Raw genomic sequence first — 13,819 nt, forward strand, 5'->3', positions numbered from 1 at the left:
GTGCGACGCACCTTGGAGGTGCGTCGCACGTTCCCTATTCGCGTGGATTCGCGTTCATTCGCGGTTACAAATCCGCGGGCTGGATTCGCCCCGCTCACACCTCGCGCAACTGCGCCACCAGTTCGCGCACGTCGGCGACCTCGTCCAGATGCCACAGGGTGTCCACCAGGCGGTCGGTGCGCTTATCTCCCAGCATGGGGGCGACAAGCCAGCGGAATTTCGCCTCAACCCGCGCCTCGTCCCAGCCGGTCTGCGGGTAGTTGATGTTGCCCTCCACGATGCCCGAGTAGAACTCGCGCCCGTCCTGCGTCCGAATGGCGACGGCGCACGCGTACTTGCCGCTCAGGTCGCCCGTCTCCGCCAGGCGATACAGGCGGTTCAGTTCGTCGGTCTCCGACAGTTCTATCTTCTGCGCAAGGGCACGAATCTCGGGGTCGTCGTAGCGGTGCTCCAGAATCTGCTCGGGGCCAACTTCGCCATCTACAAGGATGGCCGCCAGCGGCCACGCCATGTTGAACTGCGCTTCCTCGGTGGTGGTGGGCAGCCGCGTGCCCAGGCGCACGCCCACCCACGGCGACTCCACGCGGATGTGGGCGATATCGCCCACCGCGATGTTGTGCTGGCGCACCAGGTCGGTGGCCGCCTTCAGCGCGGCGTGCGTCCAGGCGCAGCAGGCGTATTCCTTCCAGGCGATGCCCTCGGTCATGATGTACTTCGCGCCGATGTCCCGCACCCAGTCGGCGTGCTCGGCCATTTCCAGCACGCTGGGGATACCGGTGAACCCCTCCGCGGCCAGTTGCGCCGAGATGATGCCGTTCATCGCGCCCCATCCGATGCCGTGCTTCACCATGGCCGGATGGTCAATGTCGCGCATCATGGGCAGGTTGGGCGCGTGGTACTCGGCGATGCCCAGCGCCTGGCGCACCGTCGGGACGGGCAGGCGCATGAGGTGCGAAGCCACCGCCGCGCACGCCACCGACCCCCACGACCCGCACGCCTGGTACACGTTGTGCGTCGCGTGCCAGATGCGGGCGGTGCGGTGCGCCACCTCGTAGCCCACCACGAGGCCGGTGAGCATCTCCGCGCCGCTGCGCCCCAACGATTCGGCCACCGCCAGCGCCGTCGGGAACAACTGCGCGCCCGGGTGCCCCTTGGTGAACAGGCCGCAGTCGTCAATGTCAATCCCATTGGCCGCGTACCCGTTGGCAAAGGCCGCCCCGATGGCCGAGGCGCGGCTTCCGTGCAGGAGAATCGTCGCCGCGTCGCCCGGCCACGTCCTCGCAGCGTAGCGCGCCGTGATGCGGCTCACCGGCGTGCGCGTGCCGGGGATCGTCGCGCCCAGCGTGTCCATCGCCGCCATGCGCGCCATGCGCCGAACCGTCGGCGGCAGGTCAGCCCAGCGGATATCGGCCACAAATCGGGCCGCGATGTCCGAGCCATCCCAAGCCATATCAACCTCCTTTGTTGGACTTACAACTGCGCCAGCGCCTGCTCCAGATCCTGGATGATGTCCTGCGGGTCTTCCAGCCCGACCGACAGGCGAATCAGGCCGTCGTCAATGCCCGCTGCCGCTCGCTCCTCGGGCGTCATGTGCTCGTGGGTGATGGTGGGCGGGTGCATGCAAATCGTGCGGCTCGTGCCGAAGGTAACGGCATGGGTGATCAGGCGGAAGGCATCAATCACCGTCGCCGCGCCGCGCATGCCACCGCGCACCACGAAGGACAGCAGCCCGCCGCCTGCCCTCATCTGCCGCCGCGCCAGTTCGTACTGCGGATGGCTCGGCAGGCCCGGATAGTTGACGCGCTCCACTTTCGGGTGCGCCGCCAGGAATTCGGCCACCTTCTGCGCGTTGGCGCTGTGCCGCTCCATGCGCAGCGACAGCGTCTCCAGGAATTGTAGCGTCATCCACGAGTCAAACGGCTGCATGATGGCGCCGACGAACTCCGTCGTGTTCCAGCGGATGTCTTCCACCAGCGCCTCGGGCCCCACGATGGCCCCGCCCAGCACCGTGGCATTGCCCGCCAGGAACTTGGTGATGGACAGCAGCACGATGTCGGCCCCCAGGTCCATGGGCCGCTGGAGCGCCGCCGTCGCCGTCGTGTTGTCCACCAGGAGCGGCACGCCGTGGGCGTGGGCCACCTCGGCCACCGCCGCGATGTCCGTTACGAACAGGCACGGGTTGCTGGGCGTCTCCACCCACACCAGGCGCGTGCGGCGGTCAATCTCGCGGTCCCACGACTCGGGTCGCGCAGGGTTTTTGACGAAGCGGAAATCCACATTGCAGCGTTCGGGGAAGATGGTCGCCGCCTGCTTGTAGCCCTCGCCGAAGATGTGCAGGCTCGTAACGACGTTGTCGCCCGGCCGCGCGATGGTGAAGATGAGGTTGAACAGCGCCTGCGACCCCGACGCTGCCGTAACCGCCGCCTCGCCGCCTTCCAGCGACGCCAGCCGCTCCTCCAGAATCGCGGCCGTAGGCGTCTTGGTGCGACCATAGACCGGGTAGGGAATCTTGTCAAATCGCTCGTAGGGGTAGGTCATGGACTGCACGATCGGCGGAACAAACGAGCGGAACTTCTCCAGGTCCTTGCCAGGCCGAAAGCCGGCGTGGAGCGCCCGCGTGTTGAAACCCCAATCGGCGTCAGCGCGCCGGGGTGGCTTGCGCGTGGGGTCGTAAACCCAGGGCTTGCGCATGAAAAAGCGTTCGTCATCGTGCGGCATACACATCTTCCTCCGTCTGTCGTGCTATTGCAGGCCTAGGGCCTGGCGCTGACGCGCTCCTGCTCGCGCTCCACGATGCGGCGGATAGCGCGCTGCACGTCTTCGGGGAGTGGTTCGGGCTTGTGCTCGGCGAGAATCTTGTCCACTTGCTGGGCGGCGCGCTGCTCCATGGTCGTCGCGCCCATCTCCACCCACTGCGAGTACACGCGCTTGTCGGCCAGGCGCGAGTAGTACGCCTTCTTGAAATTGCGCAGCGTGTGCTTGTGCTCCAGGTAGTTGCCGGTGGGGCCCAGTTCGTCCACCACGTCCAGCGCCAGCGTCTCATCGTTCACCGGCACGCCCGCCGTCGCGGCGCGCAGAAAGCCGATAAGGTCATTGCAGATGGCCATGAGTTGCAGCGAGCCTTGCAGCCCCGCGTCCATGAACCCCACATCATGCACGATGTTGGCGCCGTGCAAGAGCGCGGTGAACAGGCTGATGGTCGCCTCGGCAGCACACTGCTGGTCCAGCACCTTGGAGTCCGTGGAGCCGCCCAGCCCGAACACCGGCAGCCCGTAGAACTTGCCCATCTCGGTGGGAACGCCCTGCTCCTCGGCCAGCACGTAGTTGCCCACCATCGTTTGGAGATTGTACGGCCCGCCGTTCCAGCCCGGCACCGCCACCGGCGAGCCTTCGCGCACCAGTTGCGCCAGCACGATGCCCAGAAGCGTGCCCGCATTCATCGTCGCGGTGCAGCCGGCAGTGGTTACCGGCGAGTTGACGCCGCCAGCGTTCAGCGGGATGTACAGTTGCGGCAGGCCCTTCTCGGCGAAGTACATGCACTTCTGCAGCGCCTCGGCGTTGGCGATGAGGCCCGACGTAACGTTGATGTAGCAGACGGCGAAGGGCCGCCGCTGGAAGGCTTCCGCCCCACCCGCCACCGCCTCGCACATCTCCACCGCCGCCACGCAGCCCTCAAAGTCGGGCGTAACGAACACGATGGGCTTGGTGGTGTTGTTCAGCATCACCTCCATCTGGTAGCGGTCGTAGATGCGCTGATCCACGTCCTCGGGCAGGAACATGGACATGACGAAATCTATCTCGGGGAGCGCGTCCTGCACGATGGCGGCGTCGCGCACGTCGTTGAGCGTCGGCTTGCGGCGCTGGCCCGTGCGGTGGTCCAGGATGTTGAGGCAGTCGGAGCCGCCGCCGTAGTACGTGTTGTAGTCCCGCGCGCGGATGGCCACCCTGCCGTGTCGGTCGTAGAGGGTGATCTGTTTGGGCGTAACCGCCAGCGCCTTCATGACCATGTGCTCGGGAATGCGGACGCGGATGCCGTCGGCCTTGGCGCCGCCCTTCACCAGGAGAGCGCGCGCCCGTTCATCGTGCACGTCCACGCCCACGCGCTGGAGAATCTCCAGGCTGGCGGCGTGGATTTTCTCGCGCTCCTGCTGCCCCAGGCGACAGTAGTGCGCGCTGGTCATGCTCATTCCATGCGTTTGCAGCATCTTCTCCCTCCGGCAATGTGATATATCACATTATAGGATATAACACATTTGCTGTCAAAGTTGGTACGTTTGCCCGCGCCGCCCGCCTGTACGGGCGAACCTACGTGTCCGCCCGTGTTCGCCCGCTGCGGTTGCCGCCGCGTCCCCTCACGCGCCCTTCAGGATATACGCAATCTCCGCGCGCACCGAGTCGGGCAAGGGTTGCGGCTTGTGCTCCTCCAGGATGCTGAGCGTCTTCTCCTTCAGCCGCTGGCCCAGGCGCTTGCTCCCCTGCGCCACCCAATCCTCCATGCGCTGGCGGCTGAACAGCGACGGCTCCCACAGGTCGCGGAAATGCTTCAGCGTGTGCTTCTGGGTCAGGAAGTCGCCCCCCGGCCCCACCTTGTGGATGACATCCAGCGCCAACGACTCGGCGTCCAGCGTGACGCCGCCCATGAACTTGCGCATCATCCCGATGATCTCGGCGGTGAACACGATCATCTCCGGCGACGTGGTCAGCCCCGCCTCCAGGTAGCCCACGTCGTGCACCAGGTTGTTGCCCGCCAGGAGCGCCACCAGAACCGAGAATGTCGCGTCGGCCGCCGCCTGCTCGTCCAGGGCGCAACTGTCCGAGTGGCCGGCGTAGCCCCACGTGGGCAGGCCGTAGAACCGCCCCATCTCGGCCACGGCCACGCGGGCCAACTGGAACTCCGGCGCGCCGTACACGCTGATGGTGGTCTTCATGTCCATGTGGTGCAGGCCGCTGCCGTACACAAACGGCGCGCCCGGCCGCTTCAACTGATGCATGACCAGGCTGGACAGCGTCTCGGCGTTGCCCAACGCCAGCGCCCCCGCCATGGTTACGGGCGCGGTCCCGCCCATCATCGGCGCGGGCGAATGCACGATGGGCAGCATGTTCTCGGCCATGAAGAGCAACTTGCCCGTCGCCGTCTCGGAATGCTTCAGCGGCGTGGAAGGCTCCGAGTACAACAGGAGCGTGGGGTTCAGGCGCAGTTGCTCCATGCCGCCCGCCGCCGCAGCCGCCATGGCCGCGATGGCCTCGCAGTCGGCGCGGTCGTCGCACACGAAGACGAGGGGTTTCGTCGTGTTCTCCAGCATGAGCGCAAACTGATGACGGTAAGCGTTGGCCGTCTTCAGATCCGACGGAATGCCCATGGACATACAGAACTGGAGTTCGGGCAGCGCGTCCACCACGTGGATGGCGTCCACCACGTCGGCCACCGTGAAGGGCCGCACCTGACCCGTGCGCGGGTCCAGGTAATTGGGGCAGTCGGAGCCGGTGCCGAAGTTCACGTTGCGGCCTTCCAGCGCCGCGCCCACTTCATTGCTCCCCCGCTTGCACAGGGCGATGCGCGAGGGGGCCTGGGCCAGCGCCCATTCCACCAAGCCCGGCTGGAAGCGCACCAGGTTACCATCGGTGATGGTTACGTCGGCCTGGCGCAGCAGGGCCAGCGCCTCCTCGTGGTACACGCGCACGCCCGTTCGCCGCAGAATCTCCAGCGACGCGCGGTGAATGACTTCGCACTGGTCGTTTGTGAGCATCCCCAGCCTGGGGAATGCCTGGGTACTGACAGTCATAGTAGGTTCCTCCTCCAGATGATTGAAGTTGAAAGTACGCAGCCGCCCATGCTACCGTGGGGGCGGCTGATAACTCGCTCGCTTCGCGGCGCGATCCACCGCGACTTCCAATGTCTGCGCCACCATCGCCGGGATGAGCGCCAGGCGATACTCGCGAGACGCGCGCGTCGGACTCGTGCGCGGGTTGGACTCGCCCTGGGCAATGCGGCCGGCCTCGGCCAGCGTCGCCGAGTCCGGGATTTTGCCGCACAGGAACGCCTCGGCCTGGCGAGAGCGAAACGGCCTCGGCGCGACCGGCCCCAGGGCGATGACCGCATCCTGCACCGCGCCATCCGCGCCCAGGGTCAAGCAAGCGCCGCAGTTGAGCGTGGGCAAGACCAGCGATTCGCGGCGGCCCGCGCGGCTCCACGCGCTGCCCCACAAGCCCTGCGGCACGCGAAAGCGGATGTGGGTGATGATCTGGCGGCAGGGGTTCACCGCCGACACCCCCGGCCGCACGAACAGCGACTCCACCGGCCTCCACTGCGCCCCCGTCGCGTTCACAATGCGCGCCTCGGCCCGCAGCGCAACGGCAGCCAGCGCCCCGTCGGCGGCGGGCATCGCCTGCACGATGTTGCCGGCCCACGTCGCGGCGGTCTGGATGGGCAAGGCCCCAACGCACCGCGCCGCCTCGGCCAGCACGTGCACGTTCTGGGCGATGAAGGGATGCTGGCGGATTTCCGCAAACGTTACCGCGGCCCCAACGTTCACCCACTCGCCCTCAACCGTTACCTGGCGCAGTTCCGGAATCCGCGTGATGTCCACCAGGCAGCGCGGCGCGATCTTCCCCTTGCGCATGTCTACCATGACATCGGTCCCGCCCGCCACGATGCGCGCCTCGCCGCCGTGCTCTTCCAGCAACGCCAGCGCCTCCTCAACGGAAGCGGCTATGCAATAGCGCGTCATCGCTGCCCTCCCTGTCGCATCGCCATCAGCACGCGCTCGGGCGTGGCGGGAATCTCGCGGATGCGCGCCCCGATGGCCCGCGAGATGGCGTTCACGATGGCCGGCGCTGCGGGTAGAGTGGCCGCCTCACCCAGCCCCTTCGCGCCGAACGGGCCTTGATAACTCGGCACCTCTATCAGGATCACCTCTATTTCCGGCATGGCTTTGGCCGTCGGGATGTAATAGTCGGCGAAGCCGGTGGTAACGCCGGGGACGTATTCCTCCAGAAGCGCCGCGCCCAGGCCCATGACGACGGCCCCCTCTACCTGACCCTGGGCGTCGCGCGGGTTGATGGCGCGGCCCACGTCGTGCGCCGCCACTACCCGCGTTACGCGCACTTGCCCCGTGGCCACGTTCACCAGCACCTCGGCGACGTGCGCGCCGGTAACGAAGTGCGGCGTGTACACCTCCCGCTCGTGCTGGGGAAACTGCTCGCGAAGGTCAAAGACGCCCGTAACCTTGCGCGATTGGCCCAGCCGCTCCATCTCGGCGGCGACCTCGCGCAGCCCCACGGAGCGGGCGGCGTCGCCCTGCACCATCACACGGTCGTCGGTCAGCACGACAGCCGAGGGCGGGCAATCCAGCATCTCCGACGCCGCCTCGGCCACCACCTCGCGCAGGCTCATTACCGCGCGGCACACGGCGCCCCCGACCCAATAGGTGGCCCGCGAGGCTCCAGGCACCCCACTGTCCAACGTGGTCGCCGTGTCCGCGTTCACCAGCCGAACGGCGTCGCGCGACACGCCCAGCGTCTCGGCGGCCAGTTGCACCATCACCGTCGCGATGCCCTGTCCGTAGTCCGGCGCGGAGCAGTACACCACGAAGCGCCCGTCCAGCCCCAACTCGGCCTCGGCCGCCACGCGCGGAATCCCGTATTTGCCGAAGCGGTACCACATGCCGGCTAGGCCCACGCCCTTGCGCCAGGGGCCGCGCTCGCTTTCGTTGAAGGCGCGCGCCGCCTCCTCCAACGCCTGATAGCGCGGGCGGATGGCTTCCAGCACCTGCCGGTAGCCCAGCGTCTCGGCCACGGGATACCCCAGCCACGTCGCTTCGTGCTGGCGAATGGCATTGCGTAGCCGGAACTCAATGGGGTCGTCGCCCAGGCGCTGAATCAACTCGTCCAGCGTGCACTCCAGGGCGAAGTTGGACTGGGGCGTGCCATACCCGCGCATCTGGCCCGACTTGGGGCCGTTGGTATACACGCTCTGCGCGAAGGCGTCCACGCCCCGCCAGCGGTAAGGCCCGCCCCCCGCCACCACGGCGTAGTTGGGAATCCAGTAGCCGCCGGAGTCATACGCGCCCGTGTTTGCCGTGATCCGCAGGCGAAGCCCCGTCAGTTCGCCGTCATTGGTCGCCCCCACCGCATACTGGCACGTGTACGGATGGCGCTTGGGCGAGGCGTCAAAGGATTCGCGGCGCGTGTAGGCGATGCGCACCGGGCGTCGCATGTGGTACACCGCCAGCGCCGTTGCCGCCGCCAGCCACGGGTCCTGTCGCTTGCCGAAGGACCCGCCCGTGGGCGGCATGATGACCCGCACCTGCGACGGCTCCAGTCCCAAGACCGGCGCGACGAAATCGCGATGCCAGTGGGGTTCGTGCGTCCCGCTGACAACGGTAATGCGCCCGTCTTCGTCTATGTAGCCCAGCGCCGCCTCCCGTTCCAGCGTGGCGTGTTCCAGGTACGACGTGCGGTATGTGGCGTCCACGCGCACGTCGCTGGCCGCCAGGGCCTCGTCGGCGTCGCCGTGGGCCACCGCGAACGTGCCCAGCACGTTGCCATCGGCGTGGATGCTCACGGCGTCGGGCGCGAGCGCCTCCTGCGGGTCCAGCACCGCAGGCAGGGGTTCGTAGTCCACCTCCACCGCTTCCGCGCCAGCCTGGGCGGCTTCGGGCGTCGTCGCCACCACCAGCGCCACCGCGTCGCCGATCATCTTGACGGTGCCCCCGACGGGCACGAGCACCGTCTCGTCTTTGCTGTATCCCTCAATGCTGTTCTGGCCTGGGATGTCGGCGGCCGTGAGCACGCGGAGCACGCCCGGCACCCGCAGGGCCTTGTCGGCATTCAGCGCCACCACGCGGGCGTGAAAGTGAGGGCTGCGCACCACCCGCACGTGGAGCGCGTCGGGCAAGGGGATGTCCTCCACGTAGCGCGTGCGGCCGGTTACGCGCTCGGCCACGTCCACGCGAAGAGAATCGCCGCCGATGACCTTCTCGCCGGACACAGCGGCCTCTGCCGCCTCGCCCCGCATCCGCGCCGCCGCCAGTTCCACGGCTACCACGATCTTGGTGTAGCCCGTGCAGCGGCACAGATTGCCCTCCAGCGCCTCCACGATCTCGGCGCGGCTTGGGTTGGGATTGCGCATCAGGAGCGCCGCCGCGCCCATGATCATGCCAGGGGTACAGTAGCCGCACTGCACGGCCCCCGCCTCGGCGAAGGCCTTCTGCACCGGATGCAGGCGCTCGGGATCCCCAAGCCCCTCCACCGTCAGGACGCTGCGCCCGTGCACCTTGCCCACGGGGGCCAGGCACGATCGCACCGGCACGCCGTCCAGCAGCACGGTGCACGCCCCGCATTCGCCCTCCAGGTCGCACCCCTGCTTGGTGCCCGTCAGGCCCAGATCGTTGCGCAGCACCTCCAGCAGGGTGCGCGCGGGGTCGGTCCGAACCGTTACGTCCTTCCCGTTCAGTGTGAAGGAGATGGTCGCCTCCATGTCCGCCTACCTGCCCCCTCGCTCCCGCGCTTCGGCGGCTTCCAGGATGGCGCGGATGCGTACCTCGGTCTCGGCGGGCAGCGGCGGCACGCGGTGATTCGCGAGGATGTCGCGCAGTTTCCTGCGAATGCGATCCAGCGTGGTCAGCGCGCCTTCCTGCTCCCAGGTTACCCACGGGCTGCGGTCAAAGATGGTCGGCATCCAGATTTCCGAGCGGCACAGTTTGGCCGTCTCTTTGGTGGACATGAACTCGCCGCCGGGGCCAACCTTGTCAATCAGGTCCAGCATCATCGTCGCGTCGCTGACCTCAATCCCCCGCAGGATGCGCCGCGCCATGGCGATGATCTCATCGTTCATGATGACCGACTCCAGCGAGCCGATGTCGGCGCAGTCCAGGAAGCCCACATCGTGCACCAAGCTGGCCCCGCTCAGGCCAGACATCAGCACCTGCACCGTGCTCTCAATCGCCGCCTGCAGGTCCAGCACTTTCGCCTCGGACGCGCCCGCCGTGCCCATGAACGGCACGCCCAGGGAGCGCGAGAGGTCCGACATAGCCGCGCTGTACAGGCTCATCTCGGGGCCGCCGTAGGCCGGGCGACTGGTGCGCAGGTCCGTCGGTTCGGGCACGCCGCCGATGCACACCGGAGCGCCGCGCGCCTTCAGTTGGACGGCGACCAGCCCCGTGAGCGCGCCCGCCAGGTAGGACACCAGAAGCCCCGCGCCGGTGATGGGCGCCGTGCTGCCCGCCGTGCCCCCGCCGAGGTAGATGATGGGGATGCCGCGCTCGGCCATCCACAGCACGTTGGCCAGGTCGTGGTCGGTGGCCATCAGCGGGGACTGGAACGTCGCGAAGAACGCCAGGAAGGGCCGCGCGCGCAAGGCGTGCTCGCTGCCGGCCACGGCTACGGCGATGTCGTAGATGTCGCGCACGTTGCCCACGTTGTACGCCCACGCCATGACCGGCTTCGTCGTGTTCGCCACCATCTCGGCGAACTCGTACACGGGGGCCAGGTTCGGCGGCACGTCGCCGATGAGGCCCAGCCCCATCACGTAGTCTATGTTCGGCAGGGCGTCGCACACCCTGGCCGTGAGCGCCGGGTCGCCCCGCCGCGTCTTGCGCCGTTCGCCGGTCTCCGGGTCTATGAAATACGTGTTCGTCAGCCCCGGGCCAAAGTGGACGCGGTCGGGGACAACCTGAATGCGCGGCTTGCCATCCCTGCTCCACAGCGTGAACGTGCGGGGCGTCGCGGCGATGGCATCCTGCACGATGTGGGGCGGAATGCGCACTCGCACGCCATCCACGCGCGCCCCGGCCTTCGCCATCAACTCCCGCGCCTCGCTGTTGTGCACATGCACACCGGTGCGGTTCAGCACCTCCAGCGCGCCGTGATAGATGGCGCGGGCTTGCGCGTCGGAAAGGACGCGGAACTGCGGAGTCTGATGAGCGCTGTAGTTGGTATCCACTTGAACCCTCTTCGCAATGGAATTCGGCCTGTGCTAATTGGCGCCGGAGACGATGTCCCAAACCTTCTGCCTGACCTCGGCGGGCAGGGGCTTGGGACGGTGTTCGGCCAGAATCTCCCTCACCCGGCCCGTGAGCCGCTGGCCCAGCGTGGTGGCCCCCGTTTCTAGCCACTGCGGGCGCGTCTTGCGATCCAGCAGGCCGGGGAACCAGAACTCGCGGAACCGCTGAACCGTGGCGCGGGTTGACAGGAAGTTGCCGCCCGGGCCGACGGCGTCCAGTTCGTCCACCATCAGCGTGGCGTCGCTGACCTCAATCCCCTTCATCAGATGATCGGCCATGCCCACCAACTCGTCCGTGAGCACGATCATTTCAAACGATGTGGTCAGGCCACTCTCCATGTAGCCCACGTCGTGGATGAGATTGGCGCCGCTGAGTTTGGCCATGAGCACCGACAGCATGGCTTCCAGCGCCGCCTGCTCGTCCATCACCTTCGCGTCCGAGCAACCCGCGTAGCCCCACGTGGGCAGCCCATACCAGCGCCCCATCTCGGCCACCGCCGCCTTGGTCAACTGGAACTCGGGCGACGCGTAGCAAATCTGCATGGCGCCCATGTCCATGTGGTGAAGTCCCGCGCCGAAGACGAACGGCGCGCCGGGCCTGTGCAACTGGTGGACAACCAGGCCGCTCAGGATTTCCGCCAGCGACATCACCAGGCCGCCCGCCATCGTGATAGGAGCCGTCGCGCCCATCTGCGGCCCAGGCGAATGCACCACCGGCAGTTCGTATTCTGCCATGAGGAGCAACTTATCCACAGCCGTCTCCGACTGCTGGAGCGGCGACGACGGCTCGGAGTAGAGCAGGATGTGCTGCTGCTCGCGCAGGGCCTCGTGCCCGCCGGCGACGGCAGCGGCCATGTCTATCGCCCGCCGACAACTGGCGCCATCGTTCGTAACGAAGACAATGGGCTTGGTGGTGTGCTCCAGCATCAGCGCCATCTGCACGTCATACGTCAGCGCCGGATTCACGTCGGACGGGATGCCGATGGACATGACGAAGTGAATGTTGGGCAGCGCGTCGCAGAGGCGATAGCCGTTCACGATGTCGGCCTGGGTGAACGGGCGATGGGCCCCCGTTTCGGGATCCAGGAAGTTCAGGCAGTCCGACCCCGTGCCGAAGTGGGTCTTCGTGCCCTCCAGAAGCATGGCCGGAGCGCCGTCTCGGTCGCACATGACGACGCGGCTCGGCGGCGACGACAGCGCCTCGGTGATCAGCCGAGCCGGGAACTTCACCAAGTTCCCGTCGGACACGAACGCGCCCGCCTTCTTGAGCATCTCCAGCGCGCCCCGATGGTGGAACCGCACGCCGGTACGGCGCAACACTTCCAGCGCGGCCAGGTGCAAATCTTGCTTCTGCTGCTCCGAAAGGAGCGCAAACTGTGGCGATGTGAACACGATGCGATTTGCCGATTTCATCCCTTTCTCTCCCATAAGAATCTTATTGAGCAGCGCACCTGTGCGCCATCTCGGCCAGGGCGCGCCCCATCTCGTTCTGAGTGAGCATCACGGCCTCGTCCACGCCCATCCCTGGCTTCGCCATCAGGATGTCCGGGCGCGTGGCCAGCGCCACGTGGACGCTCATGCGGGCCGACAGGTCGGTCTCCGCGCAACTGCCTCCGAGGAACGCGCCCACGCCGCCCTGCTTGCACGCAAGGACGGCATCCACCGCGTTGTGGACGCTCCCCAGGTCGGGCATCTTGATCTGAATCATGTCGGCGGCCTGGGCGTCCACGAAGGCGCGGATGTCGTCCAGCGTATTGGCCCACTCGTCGGCCACCAGTTGCACCTGAAGGCCGCGCGCCCGCACGTAGTCGCGCAGCGTGCGCATGGCGTCTATCTGCGCCTCGCGGCTGGCGAGCATCACCGGACACTCCACCCGCAGCGGGTAGGGCTTCACCGCCGACTCCAGGGCGTACAGGGCGCCCAGCACCTTGCCCAGGTTGTTGTCAAAAATCTGCCCCAGCGTCCCATGCACGTCCAGGTGGATGGTGGGCCGGTAGTCCGCGCCCGCCAGCGCCTGGATGCGCTCCTTGACCCAGCGGGCGTACTGCACCAGTTTGGAGCCGTCGCTGCCCAACTGCTCGGGGATGTCGTCCACCAGCGCATGGGGGAGAGAGGCCACCCGTCGGGCGATCATCTTGTCCACGTTGGCGTATCGGTCGCCGCCCGATTGGGCATGGATGGGCACTGGCTCCGATGGCGCAGGCAGGCCCCATTCGTCGGCGATGACCTCGGCCATGGTGAGGCCACGCGCCAGGGCCGCCGCCCCGAGCAGCGCCTGGCTCACGCCGTAGCGCACCGCCGTGTGCAGGGACCGCGTTACCATGACACGCTCCACGCCGGGCGACTCGGCCCCCTCGGCGCGCGCAAAGCGCCCCGTCAGCAGGTCGCGGCGGGACAGCCCGCCCTGCTGCCCCTTGGGCGCTTTCACAGGACGCTCCTCAACGACCGACTCCGTCAGGCCCTCCACAGCCTCGGCCAGCGGACGGAACGCGGTCAGCGGCTGGCCCTCCAGGGCGGGCGCGACCACCGTGCGCAGCGTCGCCACACCCTCCGCGGCGCGGAACACCGGCCAGCGCCCCGCCTTGCCGCAATAGGCCACGGCGACGCAATCGCCCCAGGCCACGCGCCCGTCGTCCAGCGCCAGCCCCACCGACACCGCCTCGGCCACCTCGCGCACACGGCGAAAGCCGGGCGTAACGGCGGGCGCGGCGTAACGGTCGGGGATAGGCATGGGACGCGATTGCAGGGCCGCCAGGTCTTCGCAGTAGTAGCCGCCCACCGCAGGGACGGCGAGGAGACGCACAATCGCGGGCATAC

9 protein-coding genes are annotated in these 13,819 nt (G+C 67.6%); all 9 read right to left on the reverse strand.

All coding sequences use genetic code 11. The features are described from left to right. Nucleotides 1–94 precede the first annotated feature (94 nt). The 9 genes from H5T65_07360 to H5T65_07400 all read right to left on the reverse strand — a co-directional run bounded on the left by H5T65_07360 (nucleotide 95) and on the right by H5T65_07400 (nucleotide 13,817). Nucleotides 95–1,450, reverse strand: coding sequence for an MmgE/PrpD family protein (locus H5T65_07360; GenBank protein ID MBC7259051.1), 1,356 nt, complete (start codon nucleotides 1,448–1,450; stop codon nucleotides 95–97). A gap of 20 nt (nucleotides 1,451–1,470) precedes the next feature. After that, nucleotides 1,471–2,718, reverse strand: coding sequence for an aminotransferase class I/II-fold pyridoxal phosphate-dependent enzyme (locus H5T65_07365; protein ID MBC7259052.1), 1,248 nt, complete (start codon nucleotides 2,716–2,718; stop codon nucleotides 1,471–1,473). 35 nt (nucleotides 2,719–2,753) lie between these two features. Next, a complete protein-coding gene (locus H5T65_07370) occupies nucleotides 2,754–4,187 on the reverse strand; it encodes a trimethylamine methyltransferase family protein (protein ID MBC7259053.1) in 1,434 nt (477 codons plus the stop codon). Nucleotides 4,188–4,352: 165 nt separating this feature from the next. Further along, nucleotides 4,353–5,783 (reverse strand): trimethylamine methyltransferase family protein, encoded by a 1,431-nt coding sequence (locus H5T65_07375; GenBank protein ID MBC7259054.1) that lies wholly within the window; start codon nucleotides 5,781–5,783, stop codon nucleotides 4,353–4,355. Between the two features lie 51 nt (nucleotides 5,784–5,834). Further along, nucleotides 5,835–6,728: an FAD binding domain-containing protein gene (locus tag H5T65_07380; GenBank protein MBC7259055.1), complete on the reverse strand. Its 894-nt coding sequence runs from the start codon at nucleotides 6,726–6,728 to the stop codon at nucleotides 5,835–5,837. Next, entirely contained in the window at nucleotides 6,725–9,478 is a 2,754-nt protein-coding gene (locus tag H5T65_07385; protein MBC7259056.1) for a molybdopterin-dependent oxidoreductase, read from the reverse strand. The genes H5T65_07380 and H5T65_07385 overlap by 4 nt, the downstream gene beginning before the upstream one ends. 6 nt (nucleotides 9,479–9,484) lie before the next feature. Further along, nucleotides 9,485–10,942: a trimethylamine methyltransferase family protein gene (locus tag H5T65_07390; protein MBC7259057.1), complete on the reverse strand. Its 1,458-nt coding sequence runs from the start codon at nucleotides 10,940–10,942 to the stop codon at nucleotides 9,485–9,487. A 33-nt stretch (nucleotides 10,943–10,975) separates the two neighbouring features. Continuing rightward, nucleotides 10,976–12,415, reverse strand: a complete 1,440-nt coding sequence (locus H5T65_07395; protein ID MBC7259058.1) for a trimethylamine methyltransferase family protein — start codon at nucleotides 12,413–12,415, stop codon at nucleotides 10,976–10,978. 22 nt (nucleotides 12,416–12,437) lie between these two features. Further along, nucleotides 12,438–13,817, reverse strand: coding sequence for a methylaspartate ammonia-lyase (locus H5T65_07400; protein ID MBC7259059.1), 1,380 nt, complete (start codon nucleotides 13,815–13,817; stop codon nucleotides 12,438–12,440). Nucleotides 13,818–13,819 lie beyond the last annotated feature (2 nt).

It is taken from the genome of Chloroflexota bacterium, from assembly GCA_014360805.1.
GTDB lineage: Bacteria > Chloroflexota > Anaerolineae > DTLA01 > DTLA01 > DTLA01.